The 26,526-nt window shown below is 40.3% G+C and carries 25 protein-coding genes; 18 read left to right on the forward strand and 7 right to left on the reverse strand.

Annotated features, from left to right (window positions below; translation table 11 throughout):
* The first annotated feature begins 2 nt into the window (after positions 1–2).
* The 5 genes from BLR11_RS07750 (at position 3) to BLR11_RS07770 (ending at position 6,140) form a co-directional block, all read left to right on the forward strand.
* Positions 3–1,580: a thiamine-phosphate synthase family protein gene (locus BLR11_RS07750; protein WP_091650316.1), complete on the forward strand. Its 1,578-nt coding sequence runs from the start codon at positions 3–5 to the stop codon at positions 1,578–1,580.
* 96 nt (positions 1,581–1,676) lie between these two features.
* Positions 1,677–2,870, forward strand: coding sequence for an MFS transporter (locus BLR11_RS07755; RefSeq protein WP_091650318.1), 1,194 nt, complete (start codon positions 1,677–1,679; stop codon positions 2,868–2,870).
* Positions 2,871–3,142: 272 nt separating this feature from the next.
* A complete protein-coding gene (locus BLR11_RS07760; RefSeq protein ID WP_091650321.1) occupies positions 3,143–4,324 on the forward strand; it encodes an amidohydrolase in 1,182 nt (393 codons plus the stop codon).
* Between the two features lie 91 nt (positions 4,325–4,415).
* Positions 4,416–4,661 carry a DUF3311 domain-containing protein gene (locus BLR11_RS07765; RefSeq protein WP_091650323.1) on the forward strand — a complete coding sequence of 82 codons (246 nt, stop codon included), beginning with the start codon at positions 4,416–4,418 and terminating at the stop codon, positions 4,659–4,661.
* Between the two features lie 18 nt (positions 4,662–4,679).
* Complete coding sequence (locus BLR11_RS07770; RefSeq protein WP_091650326.1) at positions 4,680–6,140, forward strand: sodium:solute symporter family protein; 1,461 nt, start codon at positions 4,680–4,682, stop codon at positions 6,138–6,140.
* A gap of 751 nt (positions 6,141–6,891) precedes the next feature.
* Here BLR11_RS07770 and BLR11_RS07780 read toward each other — a convergent pair.
* Entirely contained in the window at positions 6,892–8,016 is a 1,125-nt protein-coding gene (locus BLR11_RS07780; protein ID WP_091650329.1) for a M20/M25/M40 family metallo-hydrolase, read from the reverse strand.
* A gap of 302 nt (positions 8,017–8,318) precedes the next feature.
* Here BLR11_RS07780 and BLR11_RS07785 point away from each other — a divergent pair, with 302 nt between their 5' ends.
* Entirely contained in the window at positions 8,319–9,173 is an 855-nt protein-coding gene (locus tag BLR11_RS07785; RefSeq protein WP_091650333.1) for a hypothetical protein, read from the forward strand.
* Positions 9,174–9,265: 92 nt separating this feature from the next.
* Here BLR11_RS07785 and BLR11_RS07790 read toward each other — a convergent pair whose 3' ends face one another.
* On the reverse strand, positions 9,266–9,901 hold the full coding sequence (locus BLR11_RS07790) for a helix-turn-helix transcriptional regulator (RefSeq protein ID WP_091650336.1): 636 nt from the start codon (positions 9,899–9,901) through the stop codon (positions 9,266–9,268).
* Positions 9,902–10,280: 379 nt separating this feature from the next.
* On the opposite strand from BLR11_RS07790, the gene BLR11_RS07795 reads away from it, so the two are divergent.
* The 11 genes from BLR11_RS07795 to BLR11_RS07845 all read left to right on the forward strand — a co-directional run bounded on the left by BLR11_RS07795 (position 10,281) and on the right by BLR11_RS07845 (position 20,262).
* Positions 10,281–11,204: an NTP transferase domain-containing protein gene (locus BLR11_RS07795; RefSeq protein ID WP_091650339.1), complete on the forward strand. Its 924-nt coding sequence runs from the start codon at positions 10,281–10,283 to the stop codon at positions 11,202–11,204.
* Between the two features lie 2 nt (positions 11,205–11,206).
* Positions 11,207–12,043, forward strand: a complete 837-nt coding sequence (locus BLR11_RS07800) for a TylF/MycF/NovP-related O-methyltransferase (protein WP_091650342.1) — start codon at positions 11,207–11,209, stop codon at positions 12,041–12,043.
* A gap of 2 nt (positions 12,044–12,045) precedes the next feature.
* Complete coding sequence (locus BLR11_RS07805; RefSeq protein WP_091650347.1) at positions 12,046–13,128, forward strand: histidine phosphatase family protein; 1,083 nt, start codon at positions 12,046–12,048, stop codon at positions 13,126–13,128.
* Entirely contained in the window at positions 13,125–14,144 is a 1,020-nt protein-coding gene (locus BLR11_RS07810) for a molybdopterin-binding protein (protein WP_091650350.1), read from the forward strand. The genes BLR11_RS07805 and BLR11_RS07810 overlap by 4 nt, the downstream gene beginning before the upstream one ends.
* A 9-nt stretch (positions 14,145–14,153) precedes the next feature.
* Positions 14,154–14,648, forward strand: coding sequence for a cyclic pyranopterin monophosphate synthase MoaC (gene moaC / locus BLR11_RS07815; RefSeq protein WP_091650353.1), 495 nt, complete (start codon positions 14,154–14,156; stop codon positions 14,646–14,648).
* Complete coding sequence (gene moaA / locus BLR11_RS07820; protein ID WP_091650356.1) at positions 14,645–15,622, forward strand: GTP 3',8-cyclase MoaA; 978 nt, start codon at positions 14,645–14,647, stop codon at positions 15,620–15,622. Before moaC ends, moaA begins: the two co-directional genes overlap by 4 nt.
* A gap of 1 nt (position 15,623) precedes the next feature.
* Positions 15,624–16,562: an MOSC domain-containing protein gene (locus BLR11_RS07825; protein WP_091650357.1), complete on the forward strand. Its 939-nt coding sequence runs from the start codon at positions 15,624–15,626 to the stop codon at positions 16,560–16,562.
* A gap of 35 nt (positions 16,563–16,597) precedes the next feature.
* On the forward strand, positions 16,598–17,449 hold the full coding sequence (gene modA, locus BLR11_RS07830) for a molybdate ABC transporter substrate-binding protein (protein ID WP_091650361.1): 852 nt from the start codon (positions 16,598–16,600) through the stop codon (positions 17,447–17,449).
* A 78-nt stretch (positions 17,450–17,527) separates the two neighbouring features.
* Positions 17,528–18,199, forward strand: coding sequence for a molybdate ABC transporter permease subunit (gene modB / locus BLR11_RS07835; protein ID WP_091650365.1), 672 nt, complete (start codon positions 17,528–17,530; stop codon positions 18,197–18,199).
* Positions 18,196–19,239 (forward strand): sulfate/molybdate ABC transporter ATP-binding protein, encoded by a 1,044-nt coding sequence (locus BLR11_RS07840; protein WP_091650369.1) that lies wholly within the window; start codon positions 18,196–18,198, stop codon positions 19,237–19,239. The genes modB and BLR11_RS07840 overlap by 4 nt, the downstream gene beginning before the upstream one ends.
* Positions 19,240–19,251: 12 nt before the next feature.
* Entirely contained in the window at positions 19,252–20,262 is a 1,011-nt protein-coding gene (locus BLR11_RS07845; protein WP_091650372.1) for an XdhC family protein, read from the forward strand.
* Between the two features lie 115 nt (positions 20,263–20,377).
* Here BLR11_RS07845 and ptsP read toward each other — a convergent pair whose 3' ends face one another.
* Genes ptsP through BLR11_RS07870 form a run of 5 tightly spaced genes read right to left on the reverse strand, consistent with a single transcriptional unit; the run spans position 20,378 to position 25,974 of the window.
* Positions 20,378–22,012 carry a phosphoenolpyruvate--protein phosphotransferase gene (gene ptsP, locus BLR11_RS07850; protein WP_091650374.1) on the reverse strand — a complete coding sequence of 545 codons (1,635 nt, stop codon included), beginning with the start codon at positions 22,010–22,012 and terminating at the stop codon, positions 20,378–20,380.
* Between the two features lie 20 nt (positions 22,013–22,032).
* Complete coding sequence (locus tag BLR11_RS07855; RefSeq protein ID WP_091650376.1) at positions 22,033–22,290, reverse strand: HPr family phosphocarrier protein; 258 nt, start codon at positions 22,288–22,290, stop codon at positions 22,033–22,035.
* Positions 22,291–22,319: 29 nt separating this feature from the next.
* Positions 22,320–24,278 (reverse strand): PTS fructose transporter subunit IIABC, encoded by a 1,959-nt coding sequence (locus BLR11_RS07860; RefSeq protein WP_091650378.1) that lies wholly within the window; start codon positions 24,276–24,278, stop codon positions 22,320–22,322.
* Positions 24,279–24,310: 32 nt separating this feature from the next.
* Positions 24,311–25,213 carry a 1-phosphofructokinase gene (gene pfkB / locus BLR11_RS07865; RefSeq protein WP_091650380.1) on the reverse strand — a complete coding sequence of 301 codons (903 nt, stop codon included), beginning with the start codon at positions 25,211–25,213 and terminating at the stop codon, positions 24,311–24,313.
* Complete coding sequence (locus tag BLR11_RS07870; RefSeq protein WP_091650382.1) at positions 25,210–25,974, reverse strand: DeoR/GlpR family DNA-binding transcription regulator; 765 nt, start codon at positions 25,972–25,974, stop codon at positions 25,210–25,212. Before BLR11_RS07870 ends, pfkB begins: the two co-directional genes overlap by 4 nt.
* A gap of 313 nt (positions 25,975–26,287) precedes the next feature.
* On the opposite strand from BLR11_RS07870, the gene BLR11_RS07875 reads away from it, so the two are divergent.
* Positions 26,288–26,526, forward strand: a 239-nt coding sequence (locus BLR11_RS07875) for a UPF0236 family transposase-like protein (protein WP_176762912.1), incomplete at its 3' end; no start/stop codon positions are given.

The raw sequence follows: 26,526 nt of genomic DNA on the forward strand, positions 1-26,526 counted from the left end.
CAATGATAGGAAAAGTAAATGATGATTTTTTTCGAAAACATGTGCTGACTCAGACAGGAACGCAGGCAGAATCTGTCGTTATTGGACCTCATATGGGAGTCGATGCGGCCATATTGAGGCTTTCAGATTCATATATGGCAGTTGCTGAAGATCCGATTTTTCCCAGTTTGTCTATGACAGCCGATGATTTTGCCTTTGTAACCGTTCATATAGGGGCTAGTGATATTGCCGTTATGGGAATACAACCTCGTTATATGACATATTCCTTACTGCTGCCGCCGGATACGGAGGAAGATTATATTGCGGAACTTATTGCAGCTATCAGTCGGTATGCGAAAGAAATCGGCATTACGATTGTAGGGGGACATACCGGTTTTTATGGAGCCGTTACGGTACCTACTATTGGCGGTATCACCGTATGGGGAACCGGTGATACCTATATATCGCCGATGGGAGCACAAGACGGGGATAATGTTATTATTACTAAAGGCTGCGGAGTAGAAGCCGCTGCCTTATTATCATTTGAGTTACAGGAGATTCTCAAGGACAATATAGATACAGACGATTTACAACGATCCCTTGCGCGGATGCATGAAGTTTCGGTTGTAAAGGATGCCTGCATAGCGGCACACAATCGTGGCGTTCATGCTATGCATGATGCCACGGAGGGAGGCGTAAAACGTGGTGTATGGGAAATTGCGCAGGCTTCCGGAAAGGGAGTCGTCATTAATACAAAAGATTTATTGCGGCCGCATGATATAGAAGCTGTTTGCGGGTATTTTAACCTGAATACATGGGAAATCATTAGTGAAGGGACATTAGTGCTTACCTGTGCACCGGAAACAACCGAAAAGCTTTTGAACGACTATGAAAAAGCAGGGATAAAGGCCCGGATTATCGGAACCATTACAAAATCATCACAGGGTTGTATGTATTTAGAAAATGGAGATTTAAAAGAACTCGTGCCGCCAAGCAGAGACAAATTCTGGGATGTTTTTTTTGAAGCAGCAGCACTTCACGCGAATAAGATACAATCAGAGGAAGAAAAGTTGTGTGCGGCATTGAAACAAACTGCAGCTATATTTTGTGATGAGAATATTTATAAACTTTTACCGGAAATTGGAGCTAATATTGCTTGTGTGAAAAAGAATGGCAAACAACTTAGCCAGGTGGCAGGAATACCTGGCAGAATTATCTGTGTTAAGGATACGGCGGTTGCAGTAAGCGAACCGGAAATGGGGGCAAGTGTCCATATGGGAGAATCCATTCTTGAAGTGCGCAAGTATTTTCCTGAAGCAGCCTGTATAATGAATTTACGTAAGAACAAGGCGGTTTTGCAGGCTTGTGATATGGCAGGACTTACTACTATTGATATGCCGCCGTGTAAAAATTATCAACAGAAAGGGAATGAATTTCTGATTGATTTGGATACGGTTTTAGCACATTGTGATGTACTTCCCGATATTTTGACGACCCCGGATCGAATTAATCTGGAAACATTAATTTTAGTTATAGGTACTTCCTTGATAGATTTAGAAAGAAAAGTACTAAGTATTAAAAAAAATTATAAGTCAATATAAAAATACTGTAAATATTATTTTGTATAAAACGTGATAAATCCTAGGTGCCATGCTATAATATATTGTCAAATTACATTAATATAGGCAGGCGTGGATATGGAAAAATGGAAACAAAATTTATGGATATGTTGTTGTGCAGGGTTTATAGTGTCCGTGGGAATGAGTCAAATGGCGCCCATGCTGCCGCTGTATGTGGCGGAACTGGGGATACATGACATAGAGCAAATAGAACGCTGGTCAGGCATCATTTTCGGGTGCAACTTTATTAGCTTGGCTGTTTTTTCTCCTATATGGGGACGATTATCGGATCGGTATGGGCGTAAACCGATGGTGCTGCGGGCGAGTCTTTGGCTGGCGGTTATCATGACAGGAATGGGATTTGCACAGAATGTTTATCAATTAGCGGTCTTACGTCTTGCCCAAGGGGCTATGAGCGGTTTTCAAGCGGCAGTTATTCCGCTTATTGCCCAAGAATCACCACGGGATCATTCCGGCTGGGCCTTAGGCATGTTTTTTACTTGCCAGGTCAGTGGAACTCTTTTGGGACCTTTATTGGGCGGCTTCCTTTCGGAACTCATCGGTATCCGCCATACTTTTTTTGTTATAGGATTTTTCTGTTTTTTGGGATTTTTAGCACTTTTTAAAATTCATGAAACATGTAAGCCGCATGTGCAGGCAGCCTCATTGACGTTAAAAGATACGTTTCATCGATTGCCGCAGCCGCAATTAATTTTCGGACTTTTTATAACTACACTGATTATGCAGTTTGCTACTATGTCGATCCAACCTATTATTACCGTGTATATTGCACAATTGGTCGCGTCTTCTGATCACTTGGCACTGATAGCCGGAGCTGTTTTTTCTTCTACAGGCTTTGCCAGCATGCTTACGGCGTCCCGCATTGGACGACTGGCTGATCGGATAGGATCGCAGAAGGTATTATTTTTTTCTCTTATTTTAGCGGGCATTTCATTTGTTCCGCAAGGATTAGTAACAAGTCCGGTGGAACTTGGCATATTGCGCTTTGCCTTGGGAATCGCATTGGCGGGTATGCTGCCGTCTGTCAATAATTTGATTCGGCAGTATACCCCGTCCTTATGTTTGGGACGCATTTACGGATTTAATCAATCGGCGCAATTTATGGGAATGTTTGCCGGATCTTTTTTTGGGGGGCATTTGGCGGCAGCAATAGGAATCCAAAATGTATTTTTTGTTACAGCGGGAGTATTGTTAATAAATGCTGTTTGGTGTTGGAAAATGGTATATTCAGTGTCTGAAATGAAAATTTAATTTAAATTGAAAAAAATAATTGTGATTTTTAATATATTTTTATTGTATATTATTATTTTTATTATATAGAAGATAATGTGCCAAATAACGGCATTAGTATCACATAATCTAATGTGACATAACAGGTATAAAAGTGAATAATAATGATAAATCGTAATGTAAATGAAATGTTTTTGTAATAATAATGTAATTAATTACTTGTAACTAGTTTGATTGTATTGTATAATGTGGATTAAACTTTAATATTTTAATACAAAGAAGGTAAGGTAATAATGGAAGTAAAGGATTTAGTTCAAAAATATCAGGATTATGTTCGCGATTTGCGGCGTTATTTTCATCAATATCCTGAACTCAGTTACGAAGAAGTGGAAACAACGAGACGTATTGCTGACGAGCTTGATAAAATGGGGGTTCCCTACACTATCAATCCGGAAAAAAACACAGGGCTTGTAGCCGTGATACAAGGAGGGCATGCGGGAAAAGCAGTAGCTTTGCGTGCCGATATAGACGGATTGAATGTAACAGAAATGAATGACGTTCCCTTTAAATCTAAAAATGAAGGGAAAATGCATGCATGTGGTCATGATAGTCACATTGCGATGCTTTTGGGCGCAGCACGTATGCTTTTGGATGTTAAAGATGATATATACGGTAAAGTATATCTTGTTTTTCAGCCGGCAGAAGAAATGGGCAGCGGTTCGCAGTATATGATTAATTTTGGGAATTGGTATAATGAAATTGGCGCTATTTTTGGTGGTCACATTTGGATTGATGTACCGGCCGGTCAAATTTCTGTAGAAGCAGGCGACCGTATGGCTGCGGGCGGGCAATTTATTATTAAGGTCCATGGCAGATCCGGGCATGGGGCACAACCGCAGGAATCTATCGATGCAGTTGTCACGGCTTCGGCAATCGTTATGAATTTGCAGACGTTGGTATCTCGCCGTTACAATGCACTTGATCCGGTCGTATTGACGATAGGAACATTGCATAGCGGAGACCGTTTTAATATTATTTCAGGAGAAGCCGTTCTGGAAGGGACGACTCGTTATTTCAATACGGAGGTAGGAAAAGACCTCAAGGAATCCATGGAACGTATTATCATGGACACGGCTCATGCGTATGGGGCCACGGCAGAATTTGAGTATTGGATTATGGTACCGCCTACGGTGAATGATGAAGAATGTTCAGCTATTGCGCAAGGTGCTGTTAAGAAAGTTCTGGGAGAAAAGGCTTTATTTCACATGCAGAAGACCATGGGCGGCGAAGATTTTTCCCGCTATCAGGAACATAAGCCGGGATGCTTTGCTTTTGTGGGATTTAATAACCCAGCGATTGGAGCCGTCAATTCCCATCACAGTAATAACTTTACCATAGATGATTCGATTTTATCCGGAGGTTCCGGTGTATATGCCCAGAGTGCCATTGATTGGCTGAAAACGCATTGCGATTAATCTGTAAGGAGACACCATTTCTTGCGTTTAGTGGGATTTGTGTGATATTTGTTATATTAGGATACTATTTTATGAAGAAGGGGGTTTTGTTATGGCATTACGAATTTTTTTGACAGCAGTGCCGTTTATTTGGATTATTGGAGCATTGCCATGGGTTAATCGGGTACATCCCATGATTTTTGGCGTACCGTTTCTTGCTTTTTGGATCCAGCTTGGTGTCATTATATCTGTGTTTTGTATTCATACGCTTTATATGATAGACAAGAAGAATCATGCAAAAGCTGATGCAGAAGCGGCTGAACATGCGTTAGACGGTCATAAATCAAAGGAAAATTAAGAGAGGAGGTACTCATTCATGGAGAATAGTAGTGCAATTATTATATTGTTTATTTTTATCGTTGGCATTTCTGTACTGGGAGCTATCCCCGGTATGAAACATAAAATGAATTCTGAAAGCTGGGCTGTCGGTGATCGTAATTTTGGCCGTTGGCTGAATTGGTTTATTATGGCGGGCGAAGTTTATACAGCCTTTGCTTTTTTAGGTGCCAGCGGCTGGGCTTATGCAAAGGGAGGACCGTCCTTTTATATTTTGGGATATGGCTCTTTGGCATATATGGTAGGATATTACATTTTGCCGAAAATTTGTGTATATGGACACAGTCATTTACTTGTTACACAAGGTGATTTGGTCGAATATTTGTACAGCAGCCGTCCCTTGGGGATTTTGGTATCTTGTATTGGCGTTGCGTTTTTATTGCCGTATCTTCAGTTGCAGCTTACAGCACTTGGCCTTATTGTGGAAGTAGCTTCGCTGGGTGAGATTTCTCGTATAACCGCTATGTTGATTGCATTTGTCATGGTGGCTGCATTTGTTTTTTTAAGTGGTTTAAGAGGGGTTGCTTCTACTGCTCTTATTAAGGATATAGCAATGATGCTTGCTATGCTTTTCTTTGGTATTTATCTCCCCTTCCATTATTTTGGCGGTGTAGGAGAAATGTTTGCCAAGATTGAAGCAATTAATCCGACCTATTTGATTTTCCCGGGAAGTACAAAAGTGTTGGATGTAGGCTGGGCCATGTCGACGCTTTGTGTAATGGCGGCAGGTTTTTATATGTGGCCTCATTTTACGACGAATACGTTTAGTGCTAAAGATCCGGATGTACCGCGTCACAATGCTGTATGGCTTCCAGTATATCATCTGCTGCTGATATGCCCTATGCTTGTTGGTTTTACTGCGTTGTTGGTGTATATGAATAATCCATTGCCTGTAGCAGATATGGCGTTTTTATATTTGGTAAAAGATTCCTTCCCCGTTTGGGTTTTGGGTATTGTAGGTGGTGCCGGTGCGCTGGCTTGTATGATTCCGGCGGCGGACTTGCTTTTATCTACATCACTTTTGATATCTCGTAATATTTATATTAAAGGGTTCCGTGGCGGAGATGAAAATGTGTCTCCGGAACATATGAAACAGGCTGCTCGGTATTTTATTCTTATTTTGACGGCTGTTGCATTATATTTGTCTATTTTCCATGCTAACCTTTTAGTTAATTTGCTTCTTACCGGTTATTCCGGAGTTACCCAGTTTTTCCCGCTTATTGTATTTGGTATGTTTTGGCCTAAATCTAGTAAATTGGGAGCTATTTGCGGACTTCTTGTCGGTGAATTCTTGGTATTTTATTTGATGTTGAATAAAATGGATCCGTTCCCATTGATGGGTATTCACTTTAATGCTGGTTTCGTAGCTCTTGTTTGTAACTTTATCGTCTTTATCGTAGTCAGTCTTTTGACTAAAGAAGGAAAAACGAAACTTCAATAATTAAAATAAAAAAGTGGCTGTGAAAAAATGAGAAATCATTTTATCCACAGCTTCTTTTTTTATGCACCTTGAGGTAGCTGACAGGCAATTACTGAAAAAAGGGCATACAGTCATTTTTTCCATAAAAACTTTTTTTTTACAGTTTATGCGGCTTTCTTCAAGCGTAGTCTTTTATTGGGGTATTTATAAAGATTGTGCCCGATGGAAACCCGAAAAACCTCTAAACGTACCTGTTCCATGCCTTTTCGAATAATTTTTGTGTACCAGCGGTTATTTTTCATGATACCAAAAGTATCTTCGGATTAATTTTGATACAAAAGCGGGCAAACTCATCGTTGATTTCATCGAGTAAATTCGTGACTTTTCCGTTGCTTTTTCCATACCTAGTTGTATTTATTGGCATTTATCTCAAATTTCGAACTGTCTATATACAGATGAGTCAAATCCACATGATCTTTGGCAAATATATGGTTGTTGATATCGCTGAACAATTTCTCAGGTATTTCTCCAAGTCGATTTCCTCCATGAATCGACCAAAAATCAGCACGGGATCACAGATATTCAGATAATCTGAAATAAATAGTGGTAAAACTGCTTGTTTTGTTTTAGAATAATATATGTTTGAATTTTTTATGTGAGTATGTAAAATTTTAACACAAAATGCGGATCGCCTGCTCGTTTGAGCAAGCGATCCTCATTTGTTTTTATAGAGGTGGTATTTCACTGCCACGCTTTTTTATATAAAAATTTATTACATATGAAAAAATAAAAATGCTGCCAACTGATTCATTCCCCCTTCTAACGTATCCAAATCAATAGATTCATAGATGGAGTGTGCACGGGTTCCTTCACAAATACCAAAAGAAATGGCCGGAATTCCCATACTCAAAGGAATATTAGCATCTGTACTGGCAGCATGAAATTTCATCGGCTGCTGGTTGTTTTCACGAATAGCGGCAATACGATCATAGATCTCTGCTTGGGTGATTCCTTGACTGCAAGGCCGTTCCCCAATAAGTGTTTGTTTGATTTGTATTTTTTCTGTATCCGCTTTTTGTAAAATAGTTGTTAGATGCCCATCAATACGTTCTAATTCATCCTTTGATTCAGAACGCAGATCGATGGTAAACTCTACTTGTTCCGCAATGGAATTTACCGTTGAACCACCACAGATAGTGCCTACATTATATGTAGTTTTCGGTGTTGTCGGTACTTGCTGCATGTACAACTGGCAGATAATGGAAGAGGCTGCGGCGATAGCATTGCTGTTGCCAAATTTTTCCCAGCTGTGGCCGCCTTCTGCTGTAATGGAAATGGTATAGCGCCGAGAACCTACAGCAAGATTGACAAATTGGTTACAGCTGCCATCGACAGCGATCACTTCACTGAGATGTTCTTTCCATGTATTAACAAGATAGCGGCTGCCCTTCAAATTTCCCAGCCCTTCTTCGCCAACATTAAAGGCAAAAAGAATGCCTGTAGGTAAGTCGACTTTTAATGTATGAAGCATACGGATGAGAAATAACAATCCGGCTACACTGGAACTATTATCGCCGCAAGAAGGAGCGTAAAGTGTATGCCCATCAATTTTTGGTTCAATTGTGGTGACATTGTTGAAAACAGTGTCTATATGAGCATTATACAGCGGAAATGTATCAGATTTTTCTAAATGATAGGGATATATTACATTGCCAGCTTCATCTATGTAAGCGCCGTCTGCTCCCCAGCTATTCAATTTTTCCAGAATCCACTCTGCTTTTTTTTGTTCTGAGCCGGTCGGAGATGGAATTGCACTTATATCAATGATTAATTGTACTAAATCTTTCTTATTGTCGGTAATGAATTTTTGTACGGCTAGTTCTAATGGTTTGTTCATGGTAATCCCCCTCATTATGTTGTTCTTTTTAATGAACCTAAGGATATTATAATGTCTTTATAATAAAAAGCAATAACTATCTGCATGATGTAATAAAAAGTTTGGCTTTATATTTTTTAAACTGAGAAACAGAAGAATCAAAGCGCTGCATTAAAAACTATTAACATAATAGATACTGTAGGGAGGAAAAAGAATAAAGACGATGTTCTGGAGAGAACACATTGTTTTTGTATAATAATTGTAACAAAGTTGTAATACTATTTGTTTATACTTAACGTAGTAACAGAAGGGAGTGGAATGCAATGCATATAGAAAAAAATTTAAAACAAAAAATAATGGCAGGCATGTTAGCAAGTGCTGCAGCAGCTATTGTTATGTCTTTGCCGTATATATCGGTTTCGGCCAATAACTTTGTCGTGTCACCTATGGCAAATACTAATCGGGTCAGTCAAGGACAACATGGAATAGGATTCAATCATTGCGATTCTCTTCATGAACGAATTACGGCAAGGGTAACTGAAGGAAAAATCACGCAGGAGCAGGCAGATAAATTAGAAAATATCATACAAGAACATACCAATCAGCTGATAAAAGAACGGGAAGTATGGATACAACACCTTCCTGATAAAACAGGGATTTCAGAACAAACAATAAAAGAAATTTTTGCCAGACCTGACTATGATAAAGTATCTCAGCCAATGCAAACTCGTATAGCAGAATTAGTTCAGGAAGGGCAAATTACACAGGCGGAAGCGGATTCTATGCACCACTTCTTTGTAAATCATAAACCGGGATGGAACCGACAGAGCGGAGAACGTCCGGATTCGCAGAATATGCTGCAGAAAATGGCCGAGGAAACGGGAATTTCTGCAGAACGTTTGAAAGAGATTCATTTTATGGTGATGCCGCAATATGCCAATTATAAAATTATGATGGAGCAAATGATTAAAGACGGAAAGATGACACAAACTGAAGCAGATTCTATCCAAAATTATTTTAAAACTCATCAGGATGATTTTTGGCAGAGAAAACGGAATGATACAGAGCAAATGATGACAGATATGTCTCAAAGTACGGGAATAGCGCCTGAACGTTTAAAAACTATCATGGAAGCGATGCATCCGCAGATGTCCTGTAAGCCAGGTTTACAAAATTAACACGTACGATATTGTTGGCAAACATATTGATATAAAAAAAACGATCTGCATAAGTGGCAGATCGTTTTTTTTTATGCTATCCCTTGAGAAACTTAGTCGTCGCTATCCAGATAACTGTATAATGTGTATTTAGAAATACCGAAATATTTAGAAATTTTATCGCCTGCTTTGGTGATAAGTAAGGCTCCCCGGGTGTTTAAAAATTTAATTGCTTCAATTTTATCTTCTCTAGTCATACAAGCTGCCGGTTTTCCGGATTTTTGGACGGATTCTTCGATTAAGCGGGTAAGCAAATCATTTACATGAAGTGGTGTATGGGACAGATTGTTTTCGGAACAGGGAACAGAAGTAAGTGGATTTAATGCATTTTTTATCAGCATGAGACTGGTAATATCATAATGGATAGAAAAGCTGCCAATTATTTTTTTTTTAGCATCCCGCAAATAAACCGTTGTAGATTTCAATATGCGGCCATCGGTTCGTTTTGTTATGTAACTGGCATATTCTTTCGGCTTGTTTTGATCTTCACAAAATACATCGCCCATAGTGTTAGAAGAGTCATCATTTGTTTGATGGGAAATAATCTGACCATTTTTATTATCAATAACAGACGCGTTCATGCAAGTATCATTTACGTCGTGAATAACGACTTCACAATTTGTACCGAATTGCATGGTAATACCTTTAGCGACGGGTTCTAGAAGGGTAAGCAGTGTTTGATCCAGCATTGCATTTTCCACCTCGGTTTTCTTTTATAAAATAACGAAATTTTTGATTTGATTTCAATATAACATACTCTTTTTGATAAATCAAAAAAAATTTAAGTTATATTTGAGTAATATAATGAAAAATTGCAGACGTTTCTTAATATAATTAATAATAAAAATGCATTATTGTAATATCTATATTACCAAAAATGCATACTATGATGTTTTTGAATTTATCATATTTATTTTTAAAAACCGTATGATACAATGAAGAAAATGTCAGATTGTAGTATATGTTACCGTGATGTATCAAAAGAAATTCCTTTTGATACATCACGAATAATATACCAAAACAACAGCGAGTTATAAAAAAATACAACTCGATTGGTGGGGATTATATATGAGAACAGGTGCAGTCATTGCAGCAGCGGGAATGTCATCGCGAATGGGAGATTTTAAGCCTTTGATGAGTATGGGGGCCATGTCTATTATTGGCAGAGTGATTGTGAATTTTCAGCAAGCTGAAGTTTTTCCCATCGTTGTTGTAACCGGATTTCATGCTGAATTATTGGAAAAGCATATAGCTAAAATGGGTGTTATTTGTGTACGTAATCCCAATTATGAGCATACCGAAATGTTTGACTCTGCTTTACTGGGCTTTTCCTTTATCCGAAACTTGTGTGATCGTGTTTTTTTTACACCGGCTGATATCCCTTTATTTACATATGACACGGTACGGCAATTGCTTGACACCGTATCGGATGTGACCAAACCTGTATATTTTAATCGGGAGGGGCATCCTGTTTTGTTATCCGGTGCACTTGTCGACAAAATTATAAAATACAAGGGAAACGGTGGGTTAAAAACGGCGATTGATCTTTATGCCGAAGATATTAAGCTTATTGCCGTGGAGGATGAAGGAATTTTGCTTGATGCAGATACCAAGGAAGAATATAAGGATTTGCTGGAACGTAATAATAAACTTCTTTTTAGGCCGGCAGTGGATGTATCTCTTATGCGTGAAGGCCGTCTTTTTGATAAAAATGCAGCATTGCTGCTTCACATGGTTGCATATTCAGGAACTGTCAAAGTGGCTAGTGAAAAAATCGGCATTTCTTATAGCAAAGCATGGAAGATGTTGGCAGCATTGGAAGAGCGGCTCGGATTTCCTCTTTTAAAACGACAGCATGGAGGAGAAGCCGGCGGAATGAGTATTCTTACAGAAGATGGCAGAAAACTTTTATTTTGTTATGAACAATATGCAAAGGCAGTTAAAAAATATGCGGAAGATACATTTGACGATTATTTTAATTGGGAGCCCTGAAGATGAAGACTATCGTGGTACTGGGAGCGGGACAAATAGGAAAGACGACGGCAGCACTAATTAACCATACGCTGTTTAGGATACTGGCATTTGGAGATAATGCGGTATCGGGACATATATATAATATTCCCATCTTTTCAGTGGAAAAAGCACTGCGGCTTCGTCCTGATATTGTTGTTATTGCAGTGCGTGATACAGTACGGACAAAAGAGTTAAAACAGCAGATACAAAATCTCGGATTTGTTGGGCAAATAGTTTCTTTATCCGATTTTATAGATGTCATGGATATGCGCAGCGCGGTACTTTTTCGTGCAGCAGAACGGATTTGTAATGTGGAAGGTTCCATTGCTGAATTAGGCGTGTATAAAGGAGCGTTTGCGGCTATGTTAAATGAACTTTTTCCAGATAGAAAATTGTATTTATTTGATACGTTTTCCGGATTTGACGACCGCGATATTAGAACAGAAGCAGAATGCGGCTTTTCTCAAGCCGATATGCATGATTTTTCTGATACAAACGCGGCAGAGGTATGGGAACGGCTTCCTCATAAAGATAATGCAAAGATTTTTCAGGGATACTTTCCGTCAACGTGTAAAAACATACAGGACGTATTTGCACTGGTCAGTCTGGATGCAGATTTATATGAACCGACATTGGCGGCTCTTGAGTGGTTTTTGCCGCGCATGGCGGCAGGTGGAATTTTGATTATTCATGATTGGGATTCAAATCGCTTTAAAGGAATACGAAAAGCAGTTGCTGATTATGAGAAAAAGCATGGCCGTTTAGCACTTGTTCCCTTAGGAGATTTCCATGGTACCGCTATTGTGGTAAAGGAGTAATTATGGGGCAATATGTTTTTTTGATCAGGCATGGAAAACCGTTTTTTCCTGATAACAAAACTTTTTGTATCGGAAGTCGGACGGATGTTCCTCTTTGTGATGAGGGAATAAAACAAGCCAAAGCATGGATTCCATATTTTGAGTTCATTGAAAGTATTTACTGCAGTCCGTTATTGCGCAGTAAAAAAACAGCAGAAATTATTGCGTCTGAACGGATTCCTGTCCAAGAAATGGCGGCGCTAAGAGAAATTAATGTAGGCTCATGGGAAGGAAAAAGCTTTCAGGAAATTCGGCAGCAATACCCTGATTTATATCAAAAAAGGGGGGAGGATTGGGCTGTTGTTCCACTGGGTGCGGAAACATTGGAGCAGGCTGCCGATAGGATGCAGCAGGTTGTTTTAAGAATTTTAAAAAAAACGGCACACAATGCTGTTGTAGTGACACATGAAGGAAGTATTCGAGCTTTGATGTACCGGCTTATGAAACTGAATCCTAAAATTGATGCCATGTTTCGTCAACCCTATGGCAGTGTTACTGTCCTTAATTATACGGAGAATGAACTTATTGTCACAGCCGTTGGCAAAATGCCTGATGATGGTCCTTCAATAAAAGAGATTCATGAATTATGGGATGATTGCGGCACTCCGATAAACGTGCGAGAACACTGTCTTGCTGTATGGGATGAATGCCGGCGCATTAGTAATTATCTGCTTGATGGAAAGGGGGCTGTTTCTCAAAAGGTACTGCATGCTGCCGCACTTCTTCATGATCTGTGCCGATCTTCAGGACGTGCACATCCACAAATGGCAGCGACTATCTTACGAGAACGAGGATACATGAAAATTGCTCAAGCCATAGAACAGCATCATTGCATAAGGGAAATAACGGGGGGGATTGATGAAGCCGGCATTCTGTATTTGGCCGATAAACGAGTATGCGGTAATAAAAAAGTTACATTGGAAGAACGGTTTGCTTCAAGCTGGAGCAAGTGCCTCACGGCAGAAGCCAAAATAAGGCATCAGGAACAATATAATGCGGCAATCCGCATTCAAAGAATGATAGAACAAGGGGAGGGAAAACCATGAAGCAAATCCATACAGAAGAGGCAGTAGGACAAGTTCTTTGTCATGATATTACACAAATTATCCGAGGCGTTACCAAAGCCCCGGTTTTTCGTAAAGGACATATTATACAAAAAGAAGATATCCCTATTTTGCTTTCTGTCGGTAAAGATCATGTGTATATTTGGGAAAACAATGAAAAGATGCTGCATGAAAATGAAGCAGCCATGATTTTACGTGATATTTGTACGGGAGATAATATAGACACGGGAGAACCTAAAGAAGGAAAAATTGAACTTATTGCAATGTGTGATGGGGTATTTACTGTTGAAAAAGATCGAGTCATGGCAGTGAACTCCTTGGGGGAAATGATAATTGCTTCGCGGCATGGTGGTTTTGCTGTTCAAAAGGGAGATATATTGGCAGGGACGCGTATTATTCCTTTAGTTATTGAAAAGGAAAAAATGGAAATGGCGAGACAGGCTGGCGGAATGAAACCGCTGTTTAATGTTATTCCTTTTAAACAAAAAAAATTTGGAGTTGTTACTACGGGAAATGAAATTTTTCATGGCAGGATCAAAGATACATTTACGCCAGTTATTCAAGAAAAATTAATGGAATACGGAGCGGTAATGGAAATACATACTATTGTTGATGATGATCATAACAAGATTACCATTGCTATTCAGAAAATGCTTGCCGATGGAGCGGATATGGTATTTTGCACGGGAGGAATGAGTGTCGATCCTGATGATCAGACCCCGCTTGCAATTAGAAACAGTGGGGCTCAGATTATTTCTTATGGAGCTCCGGTACTTCCGGGTGCGATGTTTCTTTTGGCTTATAGTGCTGACGGACGGCCTGTAGTGGGATTACCTGGCTGTGTCATGTATGCTAAACGAACCATTTTTGATTTAGTGCTGCCGGCGTTGATGGCGGATGTTTCTATTACGGCCGCACAGCTTGCGGCGCTTGGTGAAGGTGGGTTGTGTTTAAACTGCGAAATTTGTACTTTTCCCAATTGCGGATTTGGAAAGTAGGCGGGCGCTATGACGGAATTTACACATTTTGATGCCAATGGCAATGCAGTCATGGTTGATATAAGCAATAAAAAAAGCACATCCCGCATTGCGGTTGCTGTAGGCCGGATACGTATGGATAGCGTATGTTTTACAGCTGTTTGTGAGGGAGCTGTAAAAAAAGGAGATGTTTTGAGTGTCGCTCAAATAGGTGGCATCATGGGTGTTAAACGGACAAGTGAGCTGATTCCTCTTTGCCATGTATTGAATCTTACAACGTGCAGTGTTACATTTTCTCTTTGTCCGGAAACGAGTGAGATTGAGGCGCGGTGCACGGTAAAATGTGAAGGAATGACCGGAGTGGAAATGGAAGCTCTCACGGGTGTCTCTGTTGCTTTACTTACTATATATGATATGTGTAAAGCCGTAGATAAGCGTATGGAAATCAGCGGAATTCATTTAGTTGAAAAAATTGGCGGTAAAAGCGGTCATTTTCTGTATACGGAAAAGGACGTGATGAAATGAAGGATCCATGGGGGCGGGTAATTAATTATTTGCGAATTTCTGTTACGGATCGATGCAATATGAGATGCCGTTACTGTATGCCGATGGCCGTACCTGATATTTGTCATGAGGAAATTTTGACATATGAAGAATTTCTTAGCGTTTGTCGTGTTGCTGTATCTTTAGGGATCGACCGGTTTAAAATAACAGGCGGAGAACCGCTGGTGCGTAAAGGGATTGTACCATTTATTGCGACGTTAAAAGCTATGCCAGGTGTTAACAATGTTACGTTGACTACCAATGGTATATATTTAAAACAGATATTGCCGGATCTGGAGGCAGTGGGCATAGATGGAGTGAATATTAGCTTGGATACCATGGAAGCGGGCCAGTTTCAAGATATTACAGGCGTAGATGGATTGTATCAGGTGAAGGACGCGATTGCAGCATGTGCTGCCTCCCGCATCCATACAAAAATCAATACCGTTCTTATGGAAGAAAATAAAGATCAAATATCTGCATTAGCCGAAATTGCCGCATATTATCCGGTTGACGTCCGATTTATTGAGGTAATGCCCATTGGTGTTGGACGTAATTATGCGGGTCCGGCTGAACATGATATGCTTCAATGCCTAATGCGTCAGTACCCTGATTTACATCGTATAAATGAAAAACGCGGCAACGGCCCCGCCGTGTATTTTAAAAGCCGGTTATTGAATGGTCGCATTGGTTTTATTGCAGCCAACACACATCGTTTTTGTATAGATTGCAATCGCATGCGGCTGACAAGTACCGGACAGTTAAAGCCCTGTTTATGTTATGATACGGCAGTTGAGTTAAAACCCTTGCTGCGGGCGGGAACAGATTTTCTTGATTTGGAAGAAATGTTGGTTCGCATGTTTACTATGGCAGTCAGTATAAAGCCGAAGGAACATTGCTTTACAGAAAAAAATAAAATTACAGAGTATAAAACAATGAACCGGATAGGAGGATAACATGGGAGAAATAGCAGCGATTTGTATTAGTACTGTACGAGGTGTTCAAAAAGTATCTGTTAATGAAGCGGAACTGATTCAGGAATGGGGAATTAAGGATGACGCACATGCGGGGCATTGGCATAGGCAGGTTAGTTTGTTATCTATAGAAAAAATAAAAGATTTTCGTGAAAAAGTGGGACATGTTGCTTTTGGAGCTTTCGGAGAAAATCTGGTTGTACAAGGATTTGATTTATCGAAACTTCCTGTCGGAACCTTGCTTCAATGCGGGAATAATGTATTGCTGGAAATAACTCAGATCGGTAAAGAGTGTCATGATCACTGTGCCATATATAAATCTGTAGGTGACTGTATCATGCCGCGGGAAGGTATTTTTGCCCGTGTTCTAAAAGGCGGTATAGTTCGTATCGGAGATTGTTTAGAGATAGTAGCACGTACAGTAAAAAGACCCTATCAAGCCGCGGTTATTACTCTTTCCGATAAAGGAAGCCGCGGTGAACGAGAGGATGTGAGCGGACCTCTTATATCGGAACGGTTACAACGAGCCGGATATGAAGTGGTAGAGAAAATTTTAATTGCTGATGATGCTGCTGTATTGCGGCATCAATTATGCCGGTTAGCGGATCAGCGGCAATTAGATCTAGTGGCAACAACAGGAGGAACGGGCTTTGCGCCGCGTGACATTACTCCTGAAGCTACATTGGCAGTTGCTACTAAAAATGTTCCGGGAATTGCAGAGGCAATGCGGTCCTATTCTTTGCATATTACACCACGGGCTATGTTGTCACGGGCAGTGAGTGTCATTCGTCATAAAACGTTGATTATTAATTTTCCGGGAAGTCCCGCGGCTTGTGAAGAATGCCTGGATTGTATCCTTGATACGCTGCCGCACGGATTAGCTGTTTTGCGCGGCGAAGTCACCGAGTGTGCACGTCGCTGATGCGAAATATTTTAACATTAGAAGAGGTGAAAAAAATGCAATTAAAAAAATATGTTGGGTTGAGTATACTTGCTTGCTTGTTGTTTAATGTCATAGGATGTGGCGTGTCTAACAATAAAGACACGAAGGCCTCGGCAAATGCGGATAAAAAAATTCATTTGACAGTATTTGCTGCTGCCAGTATGACGGAAACAATGAATACGATTGCTGAAAACTATCAAAAATCTCATCCCAATGTTGAAATTACTTATAATTTTGACTCATCAGGAACATTAAAAACACAAATTCAAAATGGAGCAGCCTGTGATTTGTTTATTTCTGCGGCACCTAAACAAATGAATCAACTGGATGCCTCTAAAGGGGAGGCAGAAAATCCACAAAAATTGGATTATGTTTTGCAGGGAACGCGGTTCAATTTACTGGAAAATAAAGTGGCCCTTGTTGCACCGGAGGATAATCCTAAACATATTAAAGATTTTGAAGATATGGCTGAAAAATTAAAAAATGGATCTATTCGTCTCGTCATGGGAAACAGTGATGTCCCTGTGGGGCAATATACTCAGAAAATTTTAGCTTTTTATAAACTGGATGAAACCGCATTGGCAGAGGCCGGACATATTTCCTATGGCTCTAATGTTAAAGAAGTAACTACACAAGTCAAGGAAGGTAGTGCGGACTGTGGGATTATTTACAGTACAGATGCATTTAGTGCAGGACTAACACCTCTCGGACTTGCTGCACAATCCATGTGCGGGCAGGTTATTTATCCGGCCGCTGTCATGAAAAACAGTAAAAATCAGGAAGCAGCGACAGAATTTTTGAAATATTTGCAAAGCGAAGAAGCTATGAAGGTTTTTGAAGGTGTTGGTTTTAGTAAAATCATCTGAAAAATGTAAAATGAAATAAGAGAAAGACTTTCCGCAAGAAAAAAGTTTTTCGTTTATTTTGTATAAGGACTGATAATTATGGATTGGTACCCACTTTGGAATAGCTTACGTATTGCAGCAATTTCTTGTGTTATTGTATTTTTCAGTGGCATCGGTATGGCATACTATGTAGCTAAACTGCCGAGAATATGGAAAGGAATTCTGGATGTTGTTTTAACGCTGCCTCTGGTTTTGCCGCCTACCGTGTGCGGCTGGCTGTTATTACTTGTTTTTGGCTTGAAACATCCTGTTGGAATTTTCTTACAAAGTATAGGAGTGCAGTTTGTCATGACTTGGTATGGAGGAATCATTGCCTCCGCGGTTGTTGCATTCCCGCTGATGTATCGTACGGCACGCGGAGCTTTTGAAAGTTTTGATGAAACGCTTGCTTGGAGTGGAAGAACATTAGGACTCTCTGGTACATATATATTCTGGCATATCCGGATGCCTTATTGTAAACAAGGAATTATTGCGGGGACTGTATTGGCTTTTGCCAGAGCACTTGGTGAATATGGAGCGACCAGCATGCTTATTGGCTATATTCCCAAAAATACTGCAACTATTTCTACAACAGTCTATCAATTATGGAGAACCAATGATGAATATAGTGCTTTTGTATGGGTGTTGGTCAATATCGCCATTAGCGCGGTAGTATTACTGACCGTTAATATGTTGGAAAAACGCGGACAAGGAAGGCGGGCCTGTTCATGAGCATGACCATAGAAATCCATAAACAATTGGGCGCATTCAGACTTGATGTGAAATTTCAATTAGAACATGGTGTTTTAGGACTCTTAGGTGCATCCGGAAGCGGAAAGAGTAAAACACTGCAATGCATTACGGGAATTGAGCGGCCCGATGAGGGAAAAATCATTATAAATGGACGTACGGTATTTGACAGTAGAAAAAACATTAATTTAAAAACACAAGAACGTCATGTGGGATACCTTTTTCAAAATTATGCGTTATTTCCTAATATGACTGTTGCGGAGAATATTTCTTGCGGGGTGCATACGGTATCTGATAAAAGGGAACGGACGAATCGTATTGGAGATATCATAGACCGTATGCAGCTGTCAGGACTGGAAAAGCGCAAACCGGCACAACTTTCCGGAGGACAGCAGCAGCGAGTGGCTTTGGCACGTATTCTTATCAATAAACCTGAAATTTTGCTTTTGGATGAACCGTTCAGCGCACTTGACAGTTATCTTAAGGAACAACTTATGACCGAACTACATACGCTTTTGGTAGAATTTCAAAAAGATGTTATTGTTGTTACGCATAGTCGGGATGAAGCGTATCAATTATGTGATCATATTGCTGTTTTGGATGCAGGACATTTGGATGTTTTTGGAGAGACAAAAAAAATTTTTCAGGATCCGGCAACGCGTGTGGGTGCAGAACTTACAGGGTGCAAAAATATAGTTAAAGCAAATAAAATAGGAACAACACAAATATACGTGCCGGATTGGAATCTTATACTTGACACGGGACGGTATGTGGGAGAAGGAGTGCAGGCCATCGGTATACGTGCGCATTGTTTTTGTGGAGAAATCAGTGAAAATGCTTTTGACATTACTGTAGTCGAACAAATCGAACAACCGTTTGAGTGGATTGTAAAATTCCAATATCTAGGACAAAATAAAGAGACAAAATTGATATGGTGGCGTTTTGCTAAAACAGATAAGCCGGAAACAATGCCTGGAAAATTGGGGATTAAAGGGAAAAATATCCTTTTGTTATATGCGTAGGAGGCGTAATAAATGAAAGATATTATACATGAGATTGCTGATGCGTTATGGAATGATTTGCAAAAGGGGAAAAATAGTATTCTTGTTACGTTGACTTCAGATAAAGGAAGTGCACCGCGCAGTAAAGGAGCTTGCATGGTTGTTGATGATGCGGGGTTGGCGGCAGGAACTATTGGTGGCGGAAACATGGAATTTTTGGCTTTACAAGAAGCCGAGGAATTGTTAAAGCAGAAAAAAGGAAAGATATCTGTTTTTAATTTAAGTGGTGCCTGCGGCGGGAAAGTGGAGATTTTATTCACGTTCGTAGCTCCGACAGAACAAAATAAACGGGCTGTATATAATATGCAGCGTGCAATAAAAGATCATAAAGCAGGCTGGCTGGTATTGCCTTTTACGGCAGAAAAAATAGGTTTTGTCAGTACAGATGGAATAGCAGGGATAGATATTCCTGTAGAAAAAATGGAAATTACGTCAGTTAAGGGATGTGATACCATTGACACATCAGAAGGAACTTATTACGTTATGATGATTTATAATAGTATTCGTGTTTTTATTTTCGGCGGCGGACATGTGGCACAAAAATTAGTTCCCATGTTGCGATTTATAGGGTTTCGTTGTATTGTGACAGATGATAGACCGGAATTTGCTGCACCTGAGCTTTTTCCGGATGCGGAAGCTTGTTATGTAAGAGACTATAATGAATTAGAGGAGTTTTATGATATACAGCCGGAAGATTATATTATTTCTGTTACACGGGGGCATGAAGGCGATTTTGAAGTAGAACGGTTTGCATTGCGGACCCCGGCTAGTTATATTGGTGTTATCGGAAGTCGGACAAAACATGCAATGGTGGCGGAAAAGCTGAAAAAAATACACTTTACGGATACCGACTTGGCGAGGGTTACAGCTCCTATCGGACTTGATATTGGCAGTGAAACACCAGCGGAAATCGCGGTCAGTATTGCAGGACAATTAATTGAAAAAAGAGCGGGAAGGACAATGCATACGATGGGAGGATATTAATTATTTCTATAGACTTCAGAAATAATTAATGTGTAAAAACGGGGGATAGGATGAAATAATTTCATCCTATCCCCCGCTTTACACATGTGGAGTTACTATGTCGCTTTAGCGAAGATTATTTTTGGCTTAAATTAAGCGAACGGATTTTTTTGCGCAGAGGCAGTATGGCAGGAGGTGATACAGAAAGTTCATCGATACCGGCTCGCAAGAAATATTCTGTCAGTTCCAAATCCGCTCCGAGTTCTCCGCAAATTCCAACCCAAATTCCCGCTTTATGCCCATTTTCGATCGTTTGCTTGATAAGACGCAATACAGCAGGATGATGCGGGTTAAAAAATTTATCGAGGCCTGTATGCTGGCGATCAATAGCTAGTGTATACTGTGTTAAGTCATTAGTACCGATACTAAAGAAATCCACTTCTTTTGCTAGTTCATCACTGATGATAGCAGCGGCTGGAGTTTCGATCATGATACCCACTTCCATATTCGGATCATAGGCAATTCCTTCTTTATCTAGTTGATTACGGACTTCCTGCAGAATATCCTTGCTGCGATCAATTTCATCGGATGAAATAATCATAGGAAACATAACGGACAGTTTTCCGAAAACGGAGGCGCGGCACAGTGCGCGAAGCTGCGTCTTAAATAATTCCGGACGAGTCAGGCAGATACGGATCGCACGTAAACCCAATGCTGGATTTTCTTCTTGTGCCAGAGGAAAATAATCGGCTTTTTTATCTGCTCCGATATCCAGTGTTCGAATTACGACTTTTTTCCCTTTCATTCCTTCCAACGCTTTTTTATACGCTTCAAATTGTTCTTCTTCCGTAGGATAATCATTGTGCTCCAGGTACAGAAATTCGCTGCGGAATAAACCGATTCCTTCCCCGTCATTCATGATGACTTGTGGAATATTATTGGGGTTGCCGACATTGGCAAAAAGTTCGACCTTATATCCATCTTGCGTCATGCTTTCTTTGCCGCGCATGTCTTCCAACTGTTTTTTGTAGGCCAAGGATTCAGCCTGTTTTTGCTGCATTTTGGTTAATGTTGCTTCATCCGGGTCAATATAAACGAGACCGGTATAGCCGTCGACGATAGCTGTTTTACCATCCACATCGGTGTGTAAGGCCGTACCGGTATTCACGACGGCAGCAATACCCAGAGTGCGAGCTAAAATAGCCGTATGAGAATTTGTGCTTCCTTCCGAAGTAACAAAACCAAGAATTTTATCAGGGTCCAGTTGTAGTGTTTCGCTGGGAGCTAAATCATCGGCGGCAATGATAACGTGATTGTATTTAGTGAAGTCTACTCCGATACCGCCGCTAAGTACTTCTAGAATACGACGGGAAATATCTTTAACATCTATGGCTCGGGCCTGCATGTAGGTGTCTTCCATCGTAGACAGCATATCAGCAAATTTTTTTGAAGCTTGGTCTACAGCTGCTTCGGCGTTGATGGAATTGGCACGAATAGTATCTTCCACTGCTTCGATATAATCCGGATCATCAAGCATCATTTGATGAATTTCAAATACGGCAGCTTGTTCTTTGCCGACACGTGTTAGTGCTTTATCGTATAAGTCTTGAAGTTGAGATATTGCTTTTTTTCTGGCGGAATGAAAACGGACAGCTTCAGCTTCAACATTTTCTATGGTATGGGCAGCAGTGGAAATAGTGCTGCGATGAAAAAGAGCCATAGGGCCGATCGCGATACCGGCAAAAACGCATTTCCCCTTTACTGTAAGCATAGTATTATATCTCCTTTTGGCTATAAATTGGATTTTAAGCAGGATTCTATTGTATCTGCTGCGTGATCTTCGTCTGGACCGGAGATTTGAATGGTGATGGTTTGTCCTTGTTTGACACCTAATCCCATAACTGCAAAAATACGTTTTAGATCTCCTTTTTGATTAGCCGTTAAAATGGAAATGGATGATTCAAATTTTTTTGCTTCTTTAACAAGAATACCTGCTGGACGGGCATGAATGCCTGCGGGATCGTTAATAGTGTAAGTAAATTCTTTCATAACAAAGTCTCCTCCTTATATGAATAAGTCTATATTGTATTATAATCATCTGTTGCGGTTGCGTATAGGGCGTTATTCTTGTAGGGCGTCTTTTTGATTACGCCTAGGATCAGCATGGCGACAATAGAACCGATGAGTAGAGAAACGAGATACATAGGCCAGTTTGTTACAACACCAAAAACAAAAATGCCGCCGTGTGGAGCTGGTAACGTACAATTAAATAACATAGATAATGCGCCTGCGGCAGCAGAACCTATAGCACAAGATGGAATAACATGGAGTGGATCAGACGCAGCAAAAGGAATAGCACCTTCCGTGATAAACGAAGCACCCATGATAAATGTAGTAATGCAGGATTGACGTTCTTTTACTGTGAATTTACGCTTAAAAAACAATGTGCAGAGTGCAATTGCAATAGGCGGAACCATTCCACCCACCATGACAGAAGCCATAATTCCTGAACTTACAGCATTGCCGGAGGCGCTCATCAGAGAGGCAGTCCCAAACACATAGGCCGCTTTGTTTATAGGGCCGCCAAAATCAATAGACATCATGCCGCCGAGAACAAATCCGAGAATAATACGACTTGATGTGGACATGCCGTTCAAGGTATCGGCCAGCCAAGCATTAAATAGTGCGGTAGGGGGATTAATAATATAGGTCATGATAATACCGATAAGGATGAGCCCTATTACGGGAAACAGAAGAACCGGTTTTGTCCCTTCTAATGCTTTAGGAAGGTTGGAAAACAGCCGGTTTAACCCAAGAATAAGAAAACCACCGATAAAGCCGGCAAAAAGAGCACCGAAAAATCCAGAACCACCTGTTGTTGCCAAAAAACCGCCTACGATACCTGGCATAAGAGCGGGACGTTCACCGATACTCATTGCGATATAACCTGCTAAAATAGGCATCATCATGCCGAAAGATAATCCGCCTATATTTTTTAGAAAAGCGGCTAATGGGGTACCGGAGCCAAATTGAGCAGTTCCGGCATTTTGCATATCGAAGAGAAAAGCTAAGGCAATCATAATGCCTCCGCCTATAACGAAGGGAAGCATATGAGATACTCCGTTCATTAAGTGTTTATATATTTGATGACCGACACCTTCGTTTCGCTTATTTGCAGGAGTTTCGGCTTTATTTTCAGGATTTCCCTGGAATACAGGCACTTGTCTGGAAAGTATTTGTTTTATTAGCACTTCCGGTTCTTTAATACCGCGGGCGACATTGACAAATAGTACCGGTTTACCAGAAAAACGCTGGGTTTCTACATTTTTATCTGCAGCGACGATAACTCCGACAGCTTTTTCTATATCTTCCGTAGTCAGGATATTTTTGGTGCCGCCAGAGCCATCTGTTTCCACTTTAATGTCAATCCCCATGGCCTTTGCCTTGGTTTCCAATGATTCTGCTGCCATATATGTGTGAGCAATTCCTGTCGGACAAGCAGTTACGGCAACAACGAAAGGTCGAGAAGAAGGTGATACCGGTGTGGAAATATCCGTATCAGATGATTCGGAAATCCGTTGCTTGGTTTCGGCGTTGTCGATTATGGCAAGAAAATCATCAGTACTTTTGGACTCCATTAGACTATCGCGGAATTGATCATCCATCAGCATGCGGCTTAAACGGCTCAATAATTCCAAATGAACATTTTCTCCACCTTCTGGGGCCGCAATGAGAAAAAAAAGATGTGCGGGTTCCTCATCGATGCTGTCAAAATTGATGCCGTCTTGAGAAATCATGGCAGCAAGACCCGGTTCCCGTACGGCTGCGGTTTTGGCATGCGGAATTGCAACACCTTCACCGATGCCGGTACTGCCTTCTTGTTCACGGGCAAATACACATTTTTTATAGTTTTCTTTATCTATAAGATTACCATTGGCAGCCATTAAGTCAACCATATGATCAATAGCTGAATTTTTATCTATTGCTGCTGCGTGTAAATCGATACTCTGATTTTTTAATAAGTCAACAATACGCATAATGTGTTCTCCTTTGTCATTGAATATACTACTTATAACGTAAGCAAAACTTGGGAAACATCGTGTTTCGTTGCCAGCCAATTTTTAAAGGCAGAAGCACTTCCTGTACATACACCGAGCCGTAAGGCTTCTTCCACATTGCCGTTGTGCAGATATCCGGCAATAAAACCAGCAACCATACTGTCTCCGGCTCCGACCGAATTAACCAATCTGCCGGGAGGGGAGGCTTGTCGATAGATTGTACCATTTTCTCCTATGAGCAGCGCGCCTTTGCTGCCAAGCGAAACTAGCACGTTTTTGGCTCCTTCTGTTTGAAGCCGTTGGGCATAATAAATAATTTCTTCATCAGTTGTTAAGGTGACCTGGAATATTTCACCCAATTCATCTTGGTTTGGTTTAATGAGAAACGGTTTATATTTCAATACATTCCGCAGTAATTCGCCGGTTGCGTCAACAACAGTACGAATAGAACGGGTTTCGAGACGCTGCAGAATTTGTTCGTACATATCATCAGGAATATCAGCGGGAATACTTCCGGCCAATACCAATATATCTCCTGCGTGCAATTCGTCAATTTGCTGCATCAATCTCTGCAATTTTTCTGAAGGGATAGAAGGACCTTGTCCATTGACAGCTGTTTCTGTATCAGCGCTGATTTTCGTGTTAATACGGGAATACCCTGTATCCAATTTGATAAAATCACAGTTGCCGCCATATAAACGAGATAAATGTTCAATTTCCTGACCTGTGAAACCGGCAATAAATCCCAGCATTTTAGCCGGGATACCTAGATTTCCCAGAACCAGTGCTACGTTGATGCCTTTTCCTCCAGGATAAATGGTCTCTGTTTCAGCCCGGTTTATATTACCCAGGTTTAATTTGTCCATAGTGACGACATAGTCAAGAGACGGATTAAATGTAACCGTATAAATCATAAAATGTGGACCTCCGTAACTTTTTTGTAAATGGAATAGTCAAAGTCAGCAGTAGTAGCTGCTGTAATAATTTTGGTGGCTTTTAAACTGGAAAAAGTAAAATGAGAGGAAAGTCCGAATTTACTATTATCAGAAAGAATAAAACGTTGTTTGCATTGTTTCAAGGCACGCTGCTTTACTGCAGCTTCTTCGATATCTGGGGTAGAACAGCCTTCAGATAGAGTAATTCCGTTTGTACCAAAAAATCCAAGAGTAAAATGGCAATCTTGTAAATGTTCTTGAGCTTGACTACCCACGACAGATTCTGTACTGCTTTTTACCTTTCCCGGTAAAATATATGCATTATATCCTTTTATGGCTAGCTTTTGGACTAAAGGAATACTATTTGTCATGATAATAACTTCGGGTCTGGAAATAAACTCAGCAAGCTGCTCTGTTGTAGAACCCGCGTCAATATAAATAAAATCTCCGGGCTGAATGAGGGAAGCAGCATATTTGGCGATTTTTCTTTTTTCGGTCATATGCATTAAATATTTTTCTTTTAAATTTTCCATATCGGCTTTATAAATAGTATGATTAATCCCTAATGAGGTAGCTCCGCCATGTACTTTGTTAAGCTTGCCCTGTTTGTGAAGAATCAAAAGATCACGTCTCGCTGTAGACTCGGATATGTGGAGGCATGTTATTAATTCTTGAATAGAGACAGAACCGGCATTGTTTACGATTTTTAAAATGGCATCCTGGCGTTCTTCCGAAAGCATATTTACAGCTCCTTTCGTATCACAGTATTTTCTTGCCCTTATTATATCGTGACAAAACATTCAAAATCAATCATTTTCAATCATTATCTTTTATTAGTATTCAAAAACGTTCAATAATATCAAAAAAGCATAGAAAATCATATGCTTTATTATATATATTTTGTACATATAACAGTTACAATATAAACTTAAATTACGGATAAAATACTTAGTGTAAAATAGTTCTCGGTAAGATATTGCAAAAAAAAGAAAAGACCTAGATAATAGATATATTGCCTAGCCAGCAAAATATATCACAACCGAAGGTCTTCTCATGGAATATATTATAGCAGAAATTATCAAAACAATAAAGGAATCCGATACCGCGATCATACGCGAAACAAAATTATTGCAGCTGTTTATGCGGGTTTTCACAGAGGCACTGGTGTGTGCGTTAGAAACGATGGATACAGAATTAGTGGAACAGTACAAGCGCCAAGGGTATCAGATTGAACGACGGGATCGCCGTACGATACAAGGACTATTCGGCACCGTTACCTATCAGCGTCGTCG

The sequence above is a fragment of the Megasphaera paucivorans genome, assembly GCF_900103535.1.
GTDB lineage: Bacteria > Bacillota > Negativicutes > Veillonellales > Megasphaeraceae > Megasphaera_A > Megasphaera_A paucivorans.